Source organism: Marinomonas gallaica (assembly GCF_049821165.1).
In the GTDB taxonomy this organism is placed as follows: domain Bacteria; phylum Pseudomonadota; class Gammaproteobacteria; order Pseudomonadales; family Marinomonadaceae; genus Marinomonas; species Marinomonas gallaica.
The window spans coordinates 3,537,724-3,557,054 of record NZ_CP187511.1 but is presented as its reverse complement, the minus strand read 5'-3'; the positions used below and the strand labels follow the sequence as shown (position 1 = coordinate 3,557,054).

Here is a 19,331-nt window from a genome sequence, read left to right as displayed (position 1 = left end):
AAGATCATGTCTAACGAAACTCAAAACGAGACCAGCGTAAATTCTGAAGATAACCGTTTAGTTGCCGAGCGTCGCGCTAAGTTGGCTGCCATTCGTGAAGAGCGTAATGCTTTTCCAAATACCTTTCGCCGTGATGCTTACGCTGCTGACCTGCAGGCTGAGTTCGCTGAGCTAGAAAAGCCAGAGTTAGAAGAAAAGAACCACGTGGTGAGCATTGCGGGTCGTATCGTTCGTAACCGTGGCGCATTTATGCTGCTGCAAGATATGAGTGGTCAAATTCAAGCTTATGTAAACCGTAAAGCGCTTGATCCAGAGCTTTTGAAAGACATCAAAAGCTGGGATTTGGGTGACATCATTGGCGTAACAGGTCCAGTGCATAAATCCGGTAAAGGCGACCTTTACGTTGACATGCAGTCTGTTGAGCTGCTGACAAAATCGTTACGTCCATTGCCTGATAAGCACCATGGCTTGGCTGATATGGAAATGCGTTATCGCCAGCGTTACGTAGATTTGATTGTAAACGAAGAGTCTCGCAATACGTTTCAAGTACGCTCGAAAATCATTTCTACTATTCGTCGCTTCTTAGAAGATCGTCGTTTCATGGAAGTGGAAACACCTATGCTGCAAACCATTCCTGGCGGCGCATCGGCACGTCCGTTTGTAACCCACCACAATGCGATGGATATGGACATGTTCCTACGTATCGCACCAGAGCTTTATTTGAAGCGTTTAGTGGTCGGTGGTTTTGAGCGCGTTTTCGAGATTAATCGTAATTTCCGTAATGAGGGCGTGTCGACACGTCATAACCCAGAATTCACTATGATCGAATTCTACCAAGCTTATGCGGATTACAAAGATCTTATGGATCTGACGGAAGAGATGCTGCGTACAGTATCAGAAGCGGTTCTAGGTAAAACGGTTGTTCAGTACGGTGAATATGAGTTTGACTTCGGTGCGCCATTCACACGTATGACCATGCTTGAAGCAATCTTGCACTACAATCCTGAGCTAACGGCGGATGACGTTTCAACGGTTGAAAAAGCGACCGCTGTTGCGAAGGCATTGCATATTGACGTGAAGCCAATCTGGGGTCTTGGTAAGTTGTGGACAGAGATCTTTGAAGAGACGGCAGAAAGCAAGCTGATTCAGCCGACGTTTATTACAGAATACCCTGCAGAAGTATCACCGCTGGCACGTCGTAATGACCATGATGAGTTTATTACGGATCGTTTTGAATTCTTCGTAGGGGGGCGTGAGATCGCTAATGGCTTCTCGGAGCTTAACGATGCTGAAGATCAAGCAGAGCGTTTCCGTCGTCAGGTGGAAGAAAAAGATGCAGGTGATGATGAAGCGATGCATTACGATGCTGATTACATCAATGCATTGGAATACGGTCTCCCACCAACGGCTGGTCAGGGTATTGGCATCGACCGTTTGGTGATGCTGTTTACCGATTCGCCATCAATTCGTGATGTGCTATTGTTCCCTCATATGCGCCCTCAGGACTAATTGAGGCGTCTCACGTAGCACACGTTTGATTTTGTATAAGGCCTCTTTTGAGGCCTTATTTTATGGTTTTAAAAACTTCTTAACGGTTAAATTTTTAAAAAATGGAGCGTTGAAATGAGTCGCTTTTGGACGGATAAAATTGCATCACTGGACCCTTATGTGCCAGGCGAGCAGCCACAAGATAAGCAATACATTAAACTAAATACCAATGAAAGCCCGTATGGTCCTTCCCCTAAAGCGTTGGCAGCGATGCAGGATCAGGTGAGTGAAAAGTTACGCTTGTACCCTGATCCAAATTGCCAAACACTGAAAAATGCGTTGGCAAAGACGTATTCGGTAGATGCGGATCATGTGTTTGTCGGCAATGGCTCTGATGAAGTACTGGCGCTGGCGTTCATGGGCTACTTTGCAGGTGGTAAACCGTTAGCGTTTGCAGACATCACCTACAGTTTTTATAAGGTGTACGCGAACTTATATGGCATTACCCCAGATATCGTGCCGCTGAACGATGATTTTGATGTGGTGCCAAGTGACTACGAAAATCTGGATGTTTCAGGCATTGTAATTACCAACCCAAATGCACCGACAGGTAAAGCATTGCCGTTAGCAGACATTGAAAAAGTACTGCAGTCGAATCCTGATATTGTCGTTCTTGTTGATGAGGCGTATGTGGATTTTGGTGCGCAAAGTGCTGTGACGTTAGTTGGCCAATATCCGAATCTCATGGTCGTGCAAACCTTGTCGAAGTCGCGTGCCTTAGCGGGTATACGAGTAGGGTATGCCATTGCTCAGCCAGAGTTAATTGAAGGTTTAGAGCGTTTAAAGAACTCTTTCAACTCTTACCCTGTTGATCGTATTGCACTAGCCGGCGCGACAGCAGCGGTGGAAGATACGGATTATCTGGAAGAAATTTGTCAAAAGACTGTTGCAACACGCGAATGGACGACAATTGAGCTTGAGGCATTAGGCTTCCAAGTTTTACCATCAGCGACGAACTTTGTCTTTGTGACGCATCCTGAACGTGAAGCGGAGTCATTGTACTTAGGTCTAAAAGAGCAGGGTATTTTGGTGCGTTACTTTGGTAACAAACCTCGCATCGGAGATTTCTTACGTATTACGATTGGTACGGATGCTGAAATGGCGGCGTTAGTTGCTAGGTTAAAAGAAATTTAACGGTCGCCCCTATCGAACTCGATATCCATTTACGGTTGTCTATTTATTTTGTGCTAAAGGGCAATTAATGAATATTGAGTTCGATGATTTCTGCTAGAAAAAAGTTAAGTTAATTGACTTAACGGTGCGGGTCTTGCGTAAAAATAACCTTGTCGATAACGAATGCCCAGCGCATCTAATTGGAATGCTTGCTCCTGTGTTTCCACACCTTCGATTAAGCATTCCATATTAAGGTTTTGACAAAGGTCGCGAATAAAGCGAATGGTGTGAGGGTCGTTCTCGATATTATTAGTAAAAGCTTTGTCTATTTTCACAAAGCTCGCAGGGATTTGGCTCAAATAGGCAAGGGATGAGTAGCCAGTACCAAAGTCATCAATAGCAAAAACGAATCCTAAATTACACAGTTCCTGGAGTGTATTACGGCCTCTTTCTAAAAAGCTAACGAGCACGCTTTCAGTTAACTCTAGAACAATATCTTTTGCGTTGGTTTTGGTTTCTTCTAGAACTGATTTAATGTCATCAACAAAATTCAGTTGTGTTAAATGAGCGCCAGAAATATTGACGCCGATGGAAAAATTTTCACCGTAGAGTATTTTTAGTTCTGCTAAATCTAAGCATGCGCGACGAATAACCCAATTTTCTAAAACAGCAATATGGCCTGTTTCTTCTGCTGCAGTAATAATTTCAAGCGGTGAGATATGCCCAAGAGATGGATGTTCCCATCGCAGCAATGCTTCTGATCCGACTGCATTTGAATTAGGGGTTTTATAAATGGGTTGATAGTGAAGCTTTAGTTGGTTGTTTTCAATGGCGTTTTGTAGTTCTTTAATGATGAGGCTGCGCTTAAGTTGATGGTCTTCCATGCCTGGAATATAGCTTATGAATCGGTTTCGTCCGCTCCGTTTTGCCACATAAAGCGCTGCATCAGCATAGATTAATACTTGTAAGGGGTCATTGGTTATGTTGTCGTTGTTGTGCGCAACCCCGATGCTCGCTGAAATTAAGGTACGGTGTATATCATCCAGTTGCATGGGTGAAGATAGCTTTTGCACTAACTTATTAGCGATAGTCTCACGTTGCTCTTTTGGTAAATCTTCAGGAATGATTAAGACAAATTCATCACCTCCCAAGCGGGCGCAGACAGAATTTGAATGCATAGAGTTCTGTAAGATCTCAGCGACTTTTACAAGTAAGGAATCTCCAACGGAGTGTCCATAGCTGTCATTAATGGGTTTAAAACCATCAAGATCAATATAGAATAAGGTGTAGGGTAGGCCATGAATATCCTTCAGCTTATTTTGTAAACCACGGCGATTGAGTAAATCTGTTAACGAGTCTGTAATAGAGGCGTGGACGTATTTTAATTCGCTTATTTTTCGTTCATTTATGTCGTTCAATGTGGCAATGACACTTTTCGCATGAATGTCTTTGCTAAGCTCTAACCTATGCCAGCGCTTCCCTTTATTGGTGGGCAATAAGTAATCATTTTCGAACAGAGATTCTCCTGAGAAAACAAAGGACTCAAGATCAATTTCTTCGGGAAATAGGTCTGAGAATGTCTGTATTTCGTGGCCAAATTGGTCTTTGAATGGAGGGTTGAAACTTAGTAAATGACCTTCATTATTAAATAGGCCTAAAATAGCACTCTTCCCGACTTCGCCAACATAACGATTTAGAATGTCTGAATGGATCCCCTCGACGAGCATTGCTGTACGGTTGCCTTCAATTTCTACGCCGCTGAACCGCATAAATACTTGTTTATCGATGCCTTTTGGAGAAATGCGCCACCAACAGTCTATGATTCTTCCTGCCTCAAAGTCGTTTAAATAGCCAAGCAGTGTTTGAGTAACAGCATCGGAACTTTCTGATTTAAAATCTCGACTTATTAGTTCATCTAAGTCATTGGCTTCCCACAGATTCAAGGCTGCATTATTGGCCCAATATACTTGGAAATTTTGAACGTCATAGATCCATATAGGATTTTTTATACTATTAAGGCTGAAATCCTCAAATCTTTGCAAGTCGACTCCTTCCTATGGGCCTTTGAGCAAATGGTAGTGGTTAGCGTGCAAATATAGTGCACATTAGGGTGGAATTAAATGCTAGTTAAGCATTTATTAAAAGAATAGATACTTAAATTTGGGAGATATAGGGCTAGAGTCCTGTTGAATGTGTAGTCTAGCCCTAATTCTAGAAAATCAGCCTAATATTCGTTCAATAGTTTCGTGACCTGAAAATAATTCAACTACTTTGATCTTCGTCGAATCATGTTCAACACAGTAGCAAATAGCATTGGCAACATCCGCTCGCGATATACTAGTGTCTTCACCAATGCTTGGTCGATCACAAGTAAATCCGCCTGTTGCTGGCGTGTTGGTGAGTTTTCCCGGGCGCAGCACAGTATAAGGTAGGCTGGCTTTGGTTAGGTACTCATCTGTGATGTGTTTTGCGATCAAATAAGGTTTGATACTTGAGTTGATCTCATCTGGATCGTCTGCACCAAACGAACTTAATTGAATAAAGTGTTCGACAGAAGGCTCTTCCTCAGCGTAATCGATGGCTCGCTTAGCTGCCCAAAGGTCGACTAATAAGGTTTTGTCGAAACCTGTGGCACTGCCTGATCCTGCGACAAAGATAACTTTTTGTACGCCTTCATAGGCATCACAAAAATCGTCTTCTAAATCGACTTTATAAATTTCTAAATTAAGGTGTTCTAGTTCGCTGGCGCGTTGACTGTCTCGTACAATCGCTCGAACAGAATGCCCTCTCTCTATGAGAGTATGGCAAACACGTTGCCCGATTTGACCGGTTGCGCCGATTACCAAAATAGTTTTCATGGTTATTGGCCCTTGTTTTTGAATTTAATTAATCGTAGCCAATAAGTTAGCAGCTAATATGGAGAAATAGTGCTTTCACACTATGTTGATATTTTTCCTAGATTGTTCAGGCGGTGTGCATCACCGCCTGAGGTATTAATAAGTCAGGCGTTCTAGTTTTGCTTGAATTTGAGAAAGGATCCCTTCTGGGTCTAAGCCAATACGTTTAAGCATTGCACTATGGCTTGCATGTTCTTCATATCTGTCCGGTAACCCTAGCTGCAGTATCGATGAAGCGATGTCATGGCTTTGCAAGAATTCAGATACGGCAGAACCTGCACCGCCCATGATGGCATTTTCTTCTACTGTGACAAACAACTTAGCATGACGGTAACTTAAAAGAACCTCTTCATCGATAGGCTTAACAAAACGCATGTCGATCAGTGTGGCATTTAACGTTTTAGCAGCAAGTAGAGCGTCGTATGTAGGGCGACCAAAACCGCAAATTACGATATCTGAATTACCTTGATGGAGTATTCGCGACTGCCCAATTTTAACTGTCTCAAGAGTGCTGCTTATTGTAACTCCTTGACCTGTGCCTCTAGGGTAGCGCACTGCAGCAGGGCCTTGGTGTTGGTAGCCAGTGTGCAGCAACTTTCGACATTCGTCTTCATCAGACGGTGCCATCACTACCATACCAGGAATACAGCGCAGATAACTTAAATCGTATGCGCCAGCATGGGTTGGACCGTCTTCGCCGACTAAACCCGAGCGATCAATCGCAAATAATACGTCTAGCTTTTGCAGTGCTACATCATGAATGAGCTGGTCGTAGCCGCGTTGCAAGAAGGTTGAGTAAATGGCAACAACCGGTTTTAAACCATCGCAGGCCATACCCGCAGCAAGTGTTACCGCATGTTGTTCAGCAATGGCGACGTCGAAATAACGGTCAGGGTAACTGTCGGCAAATTCTATGAGATCTGAGCCTTCTTTCATTGCCGGCGTGATGGCAACTAACTTTTCATCTAAAGCGGCTGCATCGCATACCCAGCGACCAAAGATATTGCTGTATTTTGGCAATTTAACTTTTGGTTCTTCAGTATCTGGTTTAGGATCTGGTTCAATTTTATTAATGGCGTGATAGCCAATAGGATCCCCTTCAGCAGGTTCAAAACCTTTACCTTTCTTGGTAATGACATGTAGGAACTGAGGACCTTTTCGGTCTTTAAGATTGCTAAGCGTCTGGGTGAGTAGCTCAATATCATGACCATCAATTGGACCAATATAGTTGAAACCTAACTCTTCAAAGATGGTGCCTGGCGCAACCATACCTTTCATATGCTCTTCTGCTTTGCGTGCCAATTCCAGTGCGGATGGCATGCCTGAGAAAACTTTACGACCCCCTTCACGAAGGTTCTCATAGGTCTTGCTGGCCCAGATTCGAGCTAAGGAGCTTGATAGCGCGCCAGCAGGTTTAGAAATGGACATCTCATTATCGTTAAGGACGACTAGCATGTCTGCCTCAACGTCACCAGCGTGATTCATGGCTTCAAAAGCCATACCCGCCGACATGGCGCCATCGCCAATGATCGCGACTGCTTTGCGGTTTGTTTTCAGTTGGCGAGAAGCGAGAGCCATGCCCAATGCCGCACCAATTGATGTGCTGGAGTGGCCGACACCAAAGGTATCAAATTCGCTTTCTTCCCGTTTTGGGAAGCCAGATATACCGTTCTCTTGGCGAATGGTAAGCAGAGAATCGCGGCGTCCAGTTAGAATCTTATGAGGGTAAGCTTGATGGCCGACATCCCACACTAAACGGTCTTCTGGTGTATTGAATACGTAATGCAGCGCGACTGTTAATTCAATGACGCCTAATCCAGCCCCAAAGTGACCACCTGTTTGCCCAACACTGTAAAGCATGTAGGCGCGCAGTTCGCGAATCAGCGTACTGAGATCTTTCTTATTTAGCTCGCGCAGATCAGCAGGGCTGTCTATTTGATCTAATAGAGGCGTCAAAGGACGCGATGTAGGTATCGTTTCGAACATGGGCACCGGAAGGTCACTTATTCTGTCTTAAAATAGCGATGCATTATATCAGTGGTTGCGGGCAATAATATAGTTAGCCAGCTCTACTAATGGTGTCGCTTTTGGGCCAAATGGCATGACTTGCGCGATTGCGTCGTTGTGCAAGCGCTTTGCGAGTGCTTTAGCACCCTCTAATCCAAGTAATTTAGGATAAGTGGGTTTGTTTGCATCCGCATCGGAAAACTGTGTTTTACCAAGCGTTTCGGTATCACTAGTAATGTCGATTATGTCGTCTTGAACTTGGAAGGCAAGACCAATAGCAGAGGCGTATAGATCGAGAGCATTAAGTTGCTCCGAGTTTTTTACACCGACACTTTGCGCACCCATTCTAACGGCTGCACGGATAATGGCGCCTGTTTTGTGGCGATGCATTAGTTCTAAGTCTTCAAGCGTCATTTCCTTATCGACATTTGATAAGTCAATCATTTGGCCTGTGACCATGCCGTGACGCCCAGATGCCTGTTGCAGTGTTTGTATTAACGCAAGCTGATCATCGGCTTTGCCAAGGTGGTGTTGGCTTAGTAATTCGAAAGCATAAGTTTGTAATGCGTCACCCGCTAAAATCGCTGTCGCCTCATCATACTGTATGTGACATGTTGGCTTGCCACGGCGCAAGGCATCGTCGTCCATCGCAGGTAAATCATCGTGTATAAGAGAATAGGCGTGCATTGATTCGACTGCCGCCGCACTAGAATCTGTCAGCTCATTGGGCTCTGCAAAAAGATGTGCTACGGCATACGTCAGCATAGGGCGAACGCGCTTTCCGCCATTAAAAAGGCTGTAGCGCATGGCTTCTTGAAGCGTGTTTGCTGGTGTGTATGCAGATAAAGTTTGGTCTAAGTAGCGGTTTACGCGCTCACAAGCGTACTGCGAAAATTGCTCTAGGTTCACTGTTCAGGTTCCGGATCAAAGTTTTCTAGGCGCTCGCCTTCATTGGTTTCAAGCAATATTTGTACTTTTTGCTCTGCTTGGGTGAGTACAGACTGGCAATCTTGGCTAAGTTTCACACCCTTTTCAAACGCTTTTAATGCTTCTTCAAGGGATAGCTGGTTAGATTCAAGTTGCGCGACAATGGTTTCCAATTCCGATAGGTTTTCTTCGAAGTGACGCACGCTGGTTTTTCGAGACATAATGACTTCTCTTTTGGTAATCTACAATTTGTAACGGAATTCCGCATAATTCAAGAGCGATGACACTCTAAAGTTACAAAATAGTAACGGTATATTAAGACGCGCCGCTACTATTTGTTTAAAATGAAAGAAGTTAAGTTGCATTATAGCTTTATTCGTAGGAGACGTGTGTGGATATCGCAACGCTAATAGGCCTTGTTGGGGCATTTGCCATCGTATTGATGGCCATCATTTTTGGCGGCTCGGCGGGTATGTTCCTAGACCCTGCTTCCGTACTTATCGTTTTGATTGGTTCTACATTTGTCGTATTGATGCAATACCCATTGAAGCAATTTTTAGGCGCAGGTAAATCCGCTGCCAAAGCGTTCATGTTCAAAAGCATTCCTTTAGATACGTTGATTGATGAAATTTACGGTTTAGCGGACGAAGCGCGTAAAGGGGGATTACTATCCTTGGAAGGGAAAGAGGTCAGTCATCCATTTTTATCAAAAGGCATTCAAATGCTTGTGGATGGCCATGATGGTACAGTCGTTCGAGCGCAGTTATCAAAAGACATGAACCAATCATATACGCGCCATGATAATGGCGCAAAAGTCTTTAAAGCCTTCGGTGATACTGGCCCAGCGATGGGGATGATCGGGACCTTGGTAGGTCTAGTGCAAATGTTGGCCAACATGGACGACCCAAAATCCATAGGGCCTGCGATGGCCGTTGCTCTTTTAACAACATTATATGGCGCCATGCTGGCGAACATGTTGTGTTTGCCTCTCCAAGCGAAATTAACTAACCGTGCCAACGAAGAGTTATTGTGTCAGCAGCTTATTCTAGATGCTTTATTAGCGATTCAAGCCGGTCAAAACCCTCGAGTCTTGGATGGTGCCTTAAAAACCTATATTGCCGAAGGCAAACGGACAGAGAGAGAGTAATACTCTTCAGATTAGTAACTGGATTTAAATATCATGAGTGATGAAGAAGACGAAAACGACTGCCCCGAATGTATAGAGGGTCTCCCAGCTTACATGGGGACATTTGCCGATTTGATGTCGTTGCTGATGTGTTTCTTTGTATTGCTGCTTTCGTTTGCTGAAATGGATGTACTTAAATTTAAGCAGTTGGCAGGTTCGATGCGAGAAGCATTTGGTGTGCAAAAGCAGATTGAAGCGGAATCTATTCCTATGGGGACTTCGATCATTGCGCAGGAGTTTAGTCCTGGGCGGCCTGAGCCAACACCGATTAACGAAGTAAAACAAAAAGCAGATGATGTTCCTGAAAACACTCTAGAAGTGATGTGTAAACCGGATTCTGCTCAATTAAACGAGCAAGACGGTGCAGGACAGCCTTCGCCGAATACTGCGGTCGATATGTCGCAAGCAGATATGCAGCGGGAACAGCAGATTCAGCAGACTGAAGAAACGGCACAACAGGTGGCGTCGGTCATGCGTGAAGAAATTTCTAAAGGAACTGTTGAGGTTGAAACGCAAGAAAATACCATCACGATACGCTTAAAAGATAAAGGGTCTTTTCAGTCGGGGTCAGCTGAGCTGAACTACGACTTTATTCCAATTATCGACATGGTGCGTGACTTATTGGTTGGTTTAGATGGCAGTATTGCGGTAGAGGGTCATACAGACAATATTCCAATTGATAGTCGACGGTTCCGCTCTAACTGGCAGTTATCATCGGCCCGAGCAATTTCTGTGGCGGAAGAATTGTTTGCAACAGGGCAACTTGAACAAAGTCGCTTTTCTGTAACGGGCTTTGCAGATACCCGGCCCCTTGTTCCAAATGATACCGCTCAAAATCGCGCTACTAATCGTCGGGTTGAAATTGTTATACGTCAAAATGACTTAGCGCGTCCGAATGTGATTGAGCCTGAATATCCACCAGGGTTAGGTGACGAACCAGATACGAATGATCTATTTACCGAAGGTGATGGTGGGTTTGAGTTAAACCCGAATGAAATTTTCTAATGACATAGAACCAAAAAAGCGACGTGATACGTCGCTTTTTTGGTTCTTCTGATGCGCTTTTAGAGGTTTTTTGCTATGGTTCTTGGCAAAATTTTTTGAGGATTTTAATGATGCGAATTGCAGTAATCGGCGCAGCTGGCCGCATGGGTAAAACATTAATTCAAGCCATTACCGATGCAGACGGTGTTAAGCTTGGCGCGGCCATTGTTGAGCCAACGAGTTCTTTGTTGGGCGCAGACGCTGGTGAAGTAGCAGGCGTTGGCAAGTTGAGCGTCAGCATTGTGAGCGGCATTGAGCAATGCATTAATGATTTTGATGTACTTGTTGATTTTACGACGCCAGAGCTGAGTGTTGGTAATGCTGCTTTTTGTGCTAAGCATGGCAAATCAATTGTCATCGGCACAACGGGTCTTAACGATGAGCAAAAATCTCAATTAGAAGAAGCTGGCAAGCAAACGCCTGTTGTTTTCGCACCTAATATGAGTGTTGGCGTTAACCTGACTTTGAAGTTGTTGTCTCTAGCGGCTGAGATCCTTGGTGATGATTATGATGTTGAAGTGATTGAAGCGCACCATCGTCATAAAGTAGATTCACCATCGGGCACAGCATTGCGCATGGGTGAAGTGGTTGCTGAAGCCTTAGGTCGTGATCTGAAAGAATGCGCTGTTTATGGTCGTGAAGGCCAAATTGGTCCACGCACGCAAAAAGAGATTGGCTTTGAAACCATCCGCGCAGGCGATGTTGTAGGCGAGCACAGTGTATGGTTTGCCACAGAAGGTGAGCGTATTGAGATTGCTCATAAAGCCAGCAGTCGTATGACCTTTGCTAAAGGCGCAGTTCGAGCTGCAGCGTGGTTAGAAAGTAAACCTGCCGGCCTATATGACATGCAAGATGTTTTAAATCTTAAATAAAGACGTAGAAGAGTAAAAGGCCGCTTATGCGGCCTTTTTTGTTGCTCATCAATTCCAGTTAGTGCGAACCTGGAGCGTTAATATCGAGTAACGGTGCAGCGTCTAGCTTTTCTGCGTCCATCATTACAGCAACACGCTGTAAAGAAGATAGAATTTGTGTCTGTTCCCAGCTTTGCAGCGATTCAAATTCAGAAATGAATTTTTCATGCAGCAGCGGCGGCGATGTTAGCAATACGTTTCTACCTTCTTCGGTAAGGCGTGCGTTCACAATGCGTTTGTCTTTTTGCGCGCGTACGCGCTCAACTAGCTTTCGTTCTTCTAAACGATTTAGGATCGTTGTCACGGTCGCTTGACTCAAAGATACATTGTCAGAAATTTTGCGTACGGTGACGTCTCCGAGCTCCTCAATGGCACGTAACACCATGATTTGAGGGATTGTAAGACCACACGCTTTTACTATTCGTTTAGATTGAAGGTCTGTTGCACGAATGATGCGGCGCAAATGAACGAGGACGTCATGTAGATGTTGTTGTTCGGGCATATAACACTTGTTTTGATGTCTGAGGTGTCTGTAAAGACGCGCATTATAGAGAGAACTTCCAGCAGGATGAACCCCTTGGGGGCAACAAACTCTCTAAAGTGGATTAATTAGACTTCAAAATAGTGTCCGAGCCAGTAAAAGTCAATGAGTAGACCTGCCCTGAGTCTACTCATTCTCCTTTTTGAGGTTTTCAAATGCCGCTATGGCGTGTTGTCGAGCTAACTTATAGTCGATTACTGGCTCTGGATAATCGCATTGATCACGAATAGCACTACTTGGATTATGAATGTTTTTGGCTGGAATACTCTTTAGTTCAGGAATAAATTTTTTGATAAAGGTGCCGTCTGGATCGAATCGTTCAGATTGACGCGTCGGGTTGAATACTCGGAAATAGGGGGCTGCGTCACAACCGGTTGATGCGCTCCATTGCCAACCGCCATTATTGGCAGCGAACTCACCATCAATTAACTTGCTCATAAAATATGCTTCGCCTTTACGCCAATCGATTAGCAATAACTTGGTTAGAAAGCTCGCTGCAATCATGCGTAGTCGGTTGTGCATCCAGCCTGTTTGATTGAGTTGGCGCATGGCTGCATCAACGATAGGGAAGCCAGTATTTCCTTCACACCAAGCCTTAAAGCCCGCTTCATTATTGTTCCAAATGACGTTCATTGTTTCAGGCTTAAACGGGAGTGACTTAGATAAGTCAGGAAAAAAGCCCATCAGTTGCTTATAAAAATCTCGCCAAGCGAGTTCTTTTAACCAGACGCTTGCGTGCCAGTCACGGTTGTCTTGAGAGGCAGAATAAATAATGGCCTCTAGGCACGCTCTTGGTCCAATAGCGCCCAGTGCTAAATAAGGTGACAATAAGCTCGTATTTGGTTTTGCTGGAAAATCACGTAGCTCGTCGTACAGCGCTTCCTTGGTATGACAAAAATGCCATAACTTTTCACGAATAGCTTGATAATCTGCGGGCCATAGATCTTCCCGGTAGCTCGATTGTTCAGAAGGTATGACGAACTCATTGGGTAAAGCCTCCCCTTGTGTTTGCTTATTTGGCAGGTCGTAGGGGGATTGAACATTTGCTGACAATGTCGCCAGCCAGCGCTTATAAAAGGGTGTGAAGACTTTAAAGGGCTGGCCTTGTTGATTCAATACGGGTTGAGAAACGATTAAGTCCGGTGCAAATCGCTGGCATTCTATATTGTGCTCACGAAGATGGTTCTCTGTATTATCATCACGTTGGGCTTCATGAACGGGTAATTCATTTTGCCACCAAACTTGCTGATAGTTCTGCTCTTGGCAGAGCGTTAATAGTGCATTTGGGCAGTCCGAAAAACGCCTCAGAGGTAGCACATGGAAGGGGATGTTGAGCTCATGTGCTTGCTGTCGTAGTGTCTGTATGAGTTTTAAGCGTAAGCTATCTTTAGCTGGGGACTCATGGTGCTCATCCCATTGCTCAGGTGTTAAGCATACAACGACAGCCATCTCTCCTTGTTGTTGGGCTTGAGCGATAGCAGGGTGATCATCTAGCCTAAGATCATTTCGGAGCCAAACTAATTGCGTGATTGCCATGGTTACACTGTATTCCTAATGCCTAATGCTTGTGGGTATGGAGCAAAGTAGCGTTGCTCTTTAACGTATTCACTGCCGTACAGTTTTAGATAATGATACAGCAGTGTAGTCGGTGTGGTTAGGTTCACTTCCCCGCGACGGTATTGTTCTACGACGCTAAGTATGTCCTGTCGTACTTCAGAGTCGACTTCACGCTTTAAATACCCCACTAAGTGCATCAGCACATTGCAATGGTCTTTGCGTTTTGCTGGTTTTGCGAGCGCGTCCATAAATTGCTTAAAGTACTCTTCAGAAAGGTCTTCAATAGACATTTTTTCTTGGCCAGAAAGAAGACGGCCAATAGTCTTGTAGGCTTTTTGGGAGTGCGCCATCACGATGTACTTATAGCGACTGTGGTAGTCGATTAAGTTTTTCATTGATAGATCGTTCAGTACTGTGTTGCGAAATTCATGGTGAGCAAACACTCGTAATAAAAAGTTTTCTCGTAAAAGAGGGTCGTTTAATCGGCCGTCTTCTTCGATCGGGAGGTGAGGATAACGATCCATCAATGATTGAGTGAACAGACCTCTCACCCTTTGCATGTGAGGGTGACCATTTTCTTGGTATACCTTAATGCGCTCGTAGCCACATGAGGGAGAGTTCTTCATTACGATATAGCCATCTATATCGGGCAGGTTATCTAAATAACGCTCATTAGAGCTTACGAGTTGATCGGTTATCTCCACATCGCGCTTGTTCGAAAACACAAGGCGTGGATCATTAGGATCGCCTTCTAATCGCATAGTCGGTCTTGGTGTACCAAACCCCGCCGCCATTTCGGGGCAAAATTTTTGATAATCAAAGTACTCGGAAAGTGGCCCTAAACAGTACAATGAACGACTGTGACCACCATTGAAACGAACATTTTCACCTAATAAACAGGCACTAATGCCTACCGGTATTTTTTTGCTGATATGATCTGGATGGCATTCATTGACTGTCATAACAGCCTCCTATGCATTCGTTTCCGTCAGTGTTTTTTGAAGTGCTTCGAAAGCAAATTTCGCGCTCAACATGGCACCCTCTGCATCGCCTTGGCATAGCCAGTCTCCAATCAAACTGATGTTTAGTGTGCTGTCGAAAAAGTACGGGTTTGGAGAAAGGGCCATCGCCTGACGTCCTAGCAGCCAGCGATGTGGCTCTCCAGACTCCTGTACGTTTGATTCGGTTGTCTTTGTAAATGCTTCAATCAGAATGGCTTTAACGTCTTCCTTGGGTGTATCTAAATGCGTTTTACTCCATTGAGGGGACGCTTGAATAACCCATGTTTCCATCGAGCCGGCAACTCTTTGAGGTTTATCTGAGTCTTTAATCAGAGACTCTAGGATAGGATGCTGGCAAGGCTGTAGTGGCGCGCTGTCTGTAGGTTCGGTTGTTACCCACATGCTCCATTGGGGTTGTGTTTGGCTTCCCGCTTGGTTGGCGAATTGGAGTAAAGCGCCAGAATTTGGAATGGTTGCTAATAACATAGCAGACTGCACTGCTGGGGTTGCGATCACAACATGTTCTGTCAGACAAATTGGCTGGTACTTGTCGTCACGCAGTAGCCACTTGCTACCTTGTCGTTCAATATGATGAACTTTGGTCTCAGTGAGGAGTGGCGTATCTTGGGTTAGGAATCGAGCGATTGAAGACATGCGTGGAACGCCCACGTAGGCGCTTTGCCAGCGTTCAATGATGTGATCCTTTAGCAGTGCTTCTCGCAATTCAGTAAGCTCTTCATCGCCAAAACTAATAATGCTCGCGCCAAGGTCGACACTGTATTCACCTAAGCGTTTGCTTCCCGCCCGGCCTCCGGTACCACGAGACTTTTCAAGTATCATGCATTCAAGCCCTTGTTTACGGGCAAGATAGCTAAATGTTGCGCCTGCAAGGCCTGCTCCGATGATAGCAAATTGTGTGCGAGGAATACCGGATGTCATATTTATGTTCTCTATGTGATATTTGTTTTTTAATCTTATACAAGAATATATTTTGTATAAGTTAATTTTTGTACATAAAATGATTTTGTACAAGCCTCAGGTATGCATGAATGAACATTACGACTGAATTAATAGCTTCGGATTACTTTCCAATACGAATTCTTTCAGAGCAGACAGGTGTCAATTCTGTCACCTTAAGGGCGTGGGAGCGTCGCTATGGTTTATTGAAACCGTTTCGAACTGAAAAAGGTCATCGCTTATATTGTCTACAAGATGTTGAGCGCGTGAAGCGGATTTTGTATTGGATTAATCAGGGGGTATCCGTCGGTAAGGTTCGTGCGTTGTTGGATTCTGGTTCAGATGATCTACGTATGAAAGGTGATGAGGACCAATGGCCTGATTGGCAGTGGCAGTTTATTGCAGCGGTTGTTGAATTGAATCAGAGTAAGTGGCAACGTTTATTTCAAGAAGCCAGTAAGCAGTACCCTGTGAGTGTGCTTTTGAAGAAGGGCTTACTACCCGCTCTGCAAAAGTTACGTAATCAAAAAAGCGCTTTAGTCGCTCGGTTATGCTTGCAAAGTGCGTTAGTAGAACGGGTATCATCCATAAAAACGAGTGGAGCTAAAGTTAAAACGGACGGTCCAATAACACTGATTATTAATGCGGATAATAGTGCTCTGATGTCGCATCTTGTTTGTTGGTCCTTATCTGAAAGTCAGCAGTTGTATCGTTATATCGAAGGCGTTAAAACTGCTGCTGAGGTGTCTGTATTAGTTGGCGCCTTGCAGCCCGGCGCTACTATTTTGGTGGCGGAAAGTTTGACACAAGCTGAAGCGGAAAAGTGGCTAAGTTTTTTATCTGAAGCGCCTTTAGAGAATCTATCTCTGATTGGCTCTGGGTTTTGGTTAGGTATGCTTGGTACTAAGCCTATCGTTGGTATAAAGGCTTATTCGGATGTATCCGCTTTTCTATCATAGTGGATTTGGCTATCAATGTTATATATTTAATTAATTTTAAGTATTATTGGTTTTTATTTACTCTGAGTGTATTCAATAACACTCAGAGGTAACTCAAATGACTAAAACACTGACCTTCGCCGTTATGCATTTTACAGTCGCTTTCTCTGTCGCATATTTGATCACTGGTAGTTTCTTAGTCGGTGGGTTGGTTGCCACCATTGAGCCGGCAATTAATACCGTGGCGTATTACTTCCATGAAAAATTTTGGCAGCGCATGACGCCAGAGAAGCAAGCTTCTTTAAGGCTTGGTTTGCGCTCAGTATTTGATACGTATGCCTTAAAAAGCTCATAAAAAAACCCTGCTTAGCAGGGTTTTTGTGTTTCTAAGTGTATTCGTTGTTAAAGGTTAAGTACAAACACGATAGCAACGGCGACGGGTGCAATAAACTTGATAACAAACAACCAAAGTTTGAATAAGCTTTCAGATTTAAAGTTCAGCTCATCTGCCGCAATCTTTTGCTTAACAGTCCAGCCAGCAAACAGAGCAATGAAGATACCACCAAGAGGTAGCATAATATTGGCAGTGGCGTAGTCCAGCGTATCAAAAATATTTTTGCCGAAAATGGTTACATCAGACATAAAGTTGAATGACCCTAGACATAGAATACCTACCGCCCATACAACAATACCGATAGAGATTGAGGCGGTAGAGCGTTTCATGCCCATGCGTTCAACAAGGAAAGCAACGGTAGGTTCTAGCAGAGAAATCGCGGATGTCCAAGCGGCTACACCAATCAGGATAAAGAACAATGTACCGAAGAATTGACCACCAGCCATTTGGCCAAAGGCTACTGGCAAAGAGACAAACATCAAGCCTGGGCCTGCAGCAGGATCCATTCCGTTAGAGAAGATGATAGGGAAAATCGCAAGGCCCGCTACCAAGGCTACTAAGGTATCAAGGAAGCCAATCGCAAGAACGGTTGAGCCGATTGATGCGCGTTTAGGCATGTAAGAGCCATAAGCCATGATCGTACCCATACCCAATGATAGGGTGAAGAAGGAGTGGCCCACAGCAACTAATACAGAGTCCCAAGTTAACTTGCTGAAATCAAAGTCAAACATGAAATCCCAGCCCGCTTCAAAGCCATCTGTGCTCATGCCGTAACCAAACAGTACAAACAGCAAGATAAATAGAGCTGGCATCATGATACGTGTTGCGCGCTCAATCCCCGCGTTCACACCACCAATAACGACCACAACAACCATGATCATAAAGATACTGTGCCACATCAGCAGCGTAGATGGATCAGCAAGTAAGCCAGAGAAAACAGCGCCAGCTTGTTCAGATGTAATATCGTTTAATGAGCCATTTGCGGTAGAAACAATGTACTGTAAAACCCAGCCTGCAACGACAGAGTAAAAAGACAGTATCATCACGCCAGCTAACATGCCCATAAGGCCTATTAAGCCCCAATTTTTGCTTTTGCCTGATTCTTCAGCAAGTTCTTGCAGCGCATTGTAAGGACTTTGACGAGCACGACGACCGATGAATACTTCGGCTAACATGATCGGAATACCAACCAGAGCAATACACAGCAGGTAAACCAGTACAAACGCACCACCACCATTTTCGCCAGTAATGTAAGGAAATTTCCAGATGTTACCTAGGCCAACCGCCGATCCCGTTGCGGCTAAGATAAAGATCCAGCGGCTCGCCCAAGAGCCGTGGATGGATTTTTTCTCTTGCATAAAATTCTCTTTGTTCTAAGCAAGTGACACATCCTTTTTGAGGATATGTTGAGAGCATCGCTCATCGGCGACTTTCCGGACTGCAGGCTCGGTTCTCATGCTTAATTTTGTTAATGGAAGAACTGCTTACAGAGATCTTACCTAAATACCTTCCCACAGGTGATATCCAGGTCGTAATGCGATTTGCATTACATAATCACTCTGATTTGGCGGGCGATTTTGCAAATTTTGTTCAAGCTTTTCAAGTTAAATCTGTCGATTTGGTCAATAACGCGCCAAAAATCAATGATCGAGAGCTTTAGTGACGGGCTGATTTTTACCAACAAATACGAAAACTCAGCAACAGTGGTTGATATAAATATTTAGACATGTAACTATTTTTATAGACTTACACAGCTAAGAACGGAATTTTAAAGAAGAAATTGTTATTTAACTTATTAGAGATGTAATTTTCAAATGATGAATGACGTTATTACCTTACGCAAACCAAAGGCCGAAGATGGAATGGACTTATTTGAGTTGGTCGAGCGTTGTCCACCGTTAGACCCCAACTCATCTTATTGCAATTTGCTTCACTGCAGTCATTTCGCTGAAACAGGTGTTGCTGCGACACGTAATGATCGTTTGGTGGGTTTTGTTTCAGGATATTTGAAACCTTCAACGAGCGATGTTTGGTTTGTCTGGCAGGTGGCGGTAGATGCCGAGGCTCGAGGCTGCGGACTAGCTAAACGTATGTTGAAGTCAGTACTTGAGCGTCAAAACTTAACGAATGTGAAATATATAGAAACGACGATTACCTTAGACAATAAAGCGTCTTGGGGACTTTTTAAAAGTCTTGCCAAGGAGCTGAATGCCGCCATTGAGGAAGAGCCTTTCTTTGATGAGCAGAAACATTTTAAAGGGAAACATAATACCGAGTACCTAGTACGAATCGGCCCCTTTTCTTGACCAT

18 protein-coding genes are annotated in these 19,331 nt (G+C 44.3%); 8 read left to right on the top strand and 10 right to left on the bottom strand.

Features of this window, described 5'->3' with window-relative positions:
• Window positions 1-6: 6 nt before the first annotated feature.
• Complete coding sequence (gene lysS, locus ACPUEK_RS16830) at window positions 7-1,509, top strand: lysine--tRNA ligase (RefSeq protein WP_067031718.1); 1,503 nt, start codon at window positions 7-9, stop codon at window positions 1,507-1,509.
• Between the two features lie 114 nt (window positions 1,510-1,623).
• Window positions 1,624-2,682: a histidinol-phosphate transaminase gene (hisC, locus tag ACPUEK_RS16825; RefSeq protein ID WP_067216277.1), complete on the top strand. Its 1,059-nt coding sequence runs from the start codon at window positions 1,624-1,626 to the stop codon at window positions 2,680-2,682.
• 104 nt (window positions 2,683-2,786) lie between these two features.
• Here the strand turns inward: hisC and ACPUEK_RS16820 are convergent, their stop codons facing one another.
• The 5 genes from ACPUEK_RS16820 to ACPUEK_RS16800 all read right to left on the bottom strand — a co-directional run bounded on the left by ACPUEK_RS16820 (window position 2,787) and on the right by ACPUEK_RS16800 (window position 8,713).
• Window positions 2,787-4,703, bottom strand: a complete 1,917-nt coding sequence (locus ACPUEK_RS16820) for a putative bifunctional diguanylate cyclase/phosphodiesterase (protein WP_425641528.1) — start codon at window positions 4,701-4,703, stop codon at window positions 2,787-2,789.
• Window positions 4,704-4,880: 177 nt separating this feature from the next.
• Window positions 4,881-5,519 carry an SDR family oxidoreductase gene (locus ACPUEK_RS16815; protein WP_067031708.1) on the bottom strand — a complete coding sequence of 213 codons (639 nt, stop codon included), beginning with the start codon at window positions 5,517-5,519 and terminating at the stop codon, window positions 4,881-4,883.
• Window positions 5,520-5,654: 135 nt separating this feature from the next.
• The gene (dxs, locus tag ACPUEK_RS16810) at window positions 5,655-7,544 is read right to left on the bottom strand and encodes a 1-deoxy-D-xylulose-5-phosphate synthase (protein ID WP_067031705.1); all 1,890 of its coding nucleotides are present in this window, start codon (window positions 7,542-7,544) and stop codon (window positions 5,655-5,657) included.
• Window positions 7,545-7,592: 48 nt separating this feature from the next.
• Window positions 7,593-8,474: a (2E,6E)-farnesyl diphosphate synthase gene (ispA, locus tag ACPUEK_RS16805; RefSeq protein WP_425641527.1), complete on the bottom strand. Its 882-nt coding sequence runs from the start codon at window positions 8,472-8,474 to the stop codon at window positions 7,593-7,595.
• The gene (locus ACPUEK_RS16800; RefSeq protein ID WP_067031698.1) at window positions 8,471-8,713 is read right to left on the bottom strand and encodes an exodeoxyribonuclease VII small subunit; all 243 of its coding nucleotides are present in this window, start codon (window positions 8,711-8,713) and stop codon (window positions 8,471-8,473) included. The genes ispA and ACPUEK_RS16800 overlap by 4 nt, the downstream gene beginning before the upstream one ends.
• Window positions 8,714-8,883: 170 nt before the next feature.
• On the opposite strand from ACPUEK_RS16800, the gene pomA reads away from it, so the two are divergent.
• The 3 genes from pomA (at window position 8,884) to dapB (ending at window position 11,594) form a co-directional block, all read left to right on the top strand.
• Entirely contained in the window at window positions 8,884-9,639 is a 756-nt protein-coding gene (gene pomA / locus ACPUEK_RS16795; RefSeq protein WP_067031695.1) for a flagellar motor protein PomA, read from the top strand.
• 33 nt (window positions 9,640-9,672) lie between these two features.
• Complete coding sequence (locus ACPUEK_RS16790) at window positions 9,673-10,683, top strand: flagellar motor protein MotB (RefSeq protein ID WP_067031691.1); 1,011 nt, start codon at window positions 9,673-9,675, stop codon at window positions 10,681-10,683.
• A gap of 107 nt (window positions 10,684-10,790) precedes the next feature.
• Window positions 10,791-11,594: a 4-hydroxy-tetrahydrodipicolinate reductase gene (dapB, locus tag ACPUEK_RS16785; protein ID WP_244502867.1), complete on the top strand. Its 804-nt coding sequence runs from the start codon at window positions 10,791-10,793 to the stop codon at window positions 11,592-11,594.
• A gap of 58 nt (window positions 11,595-11,652) precedes the next feature.
• Here the strand turns inward: dapB and ACPUEK_RS16780 are convergent, their stop codons facing one another.
• The 4 genes from ACPUEK_RS16780 to ACPUEK_RS16765 all read right to left on the bottom strand — a co-directional run bounded on the left by ACPUEK_RS16780 (window position 11,653) and on the right by ACPUEK_RS16765 (window position 15,671).
• Window positions 11,653-12,135, bottom strand: a complete 483-nt coding sequence (locus tag ACPUEK_RS16780; protein WP_067031688.1) for a MarR family winged helix-turn-helix transcriptional regulator — start codon at window positions 12,133-12,135, stop codon at window positions 11,653-11,655.
• 165 nt (window positions 12,136-12,300) lie between these two features.
• Window positions 12,301-13,710 carry a cryptochrome/photolyase family protein gene (locus tag ACPUEK_RS16775; RefSeq protein ID WP_425641525.1) on the bottom strand — a complete coding sequence of 470 codons (1,410 nt, stop codon included), beginning with the start codon at window positions 13,708-13,710 and terminating at the stop codon, window positions 12,301-12,303.
• Window positions 13,711-13,712: 2 nt separating this feature from the next.
• Window positions 13,713-14,693, bottom strand: coding sequence for a DUF523 and DUF1722 domain-containing protein (locus tag ACPUEK_RS16770; RefSeq protein WP_067031683.1), 981 nt, complete (start codon window positions 14,691-14,693; stop codon window positions 13,713-13,715).
• A gap of 9 nt (window positions 14,694-14,702) precedes the next feature.
• Complete coding sequence (locus ACPUEK_RS16765; RefSeq protein ID WP_067031680.1) at window positions 14,703-15,671, bottom strand: NAD(P)/FAD-dependent oxidoreductase; 969 nt, start codon at window positions 15,669-15,671, stop codon at window positions 14,703-14,705.
• A gap of 110 nt (window positions 15,672-15,781) precedes the next feature.
• Here ACPUEK_RS16765 and ACPUEK_RS16760 point away from each other — a divergent pair, with 110 nt between their 5' ends.
• Both ACPUEK_RS16760 and ACPUEK_RS16755 read left to right on the top strand, forming a co-directional pair.
• Window positions 15,782-16,648: a MerR family transcriptional regulator gene (locus tag ACPUEK_RS16760; protein WP_425641524.1), complete on the top strand. Its 867-nt coding sequence runs from the start codon at window positions 15,782-15,784 to the stop codon at window positions 16,646-16,648.
• A gap of 97 nt (window positions 16,649-16,745) precedes the next feature.
• Window positions 16,746-16,982, top strand: coding sequence for a DUF2061 domain-containing protein (locus ACPUEK_RS16755; RefSeq protein ID WP_067031674.1), 237 nt, complete (start codon window positions 16,746-16,748; stop codon window positions 16,980-16,982).
• Window positions 16,983-17,029: 47 nt separating this feature from the next.
• Here the strand turns inward: ACPUEK_RS16755 and ACPUEK_RS16750 are convergent, their stop codons facing one another.
• Entirely contained in the window at window positions 17,030-18,379 is a 1,350-nt protein-coding gene (locus tag ACPUEK_RS16750) for a sodium-dependent transporter (RefSeq protein ID WP_067216268.1), read from the bottom strand.
• Between the two features lie 456 nt (window positions 18,380-18,835).
• Here ACPUEK_RS16750 and ectA point away from each other — a divergent pair, with 456 nt between their 5' ends.
• Window positions 18,836-19,327, top strand: a complete 492-nt coding sequence (gene ectA, locus ACPUEK_RS16745; protein ID WP_067216265.1) for a diaminobutyrate acetyltransferase — start codon at window positions 18,836-18,838, stop codon at window positions 19,325-19,327.
• Window positions 19,328-19,331: the final 4 nt, after the last annotated feature.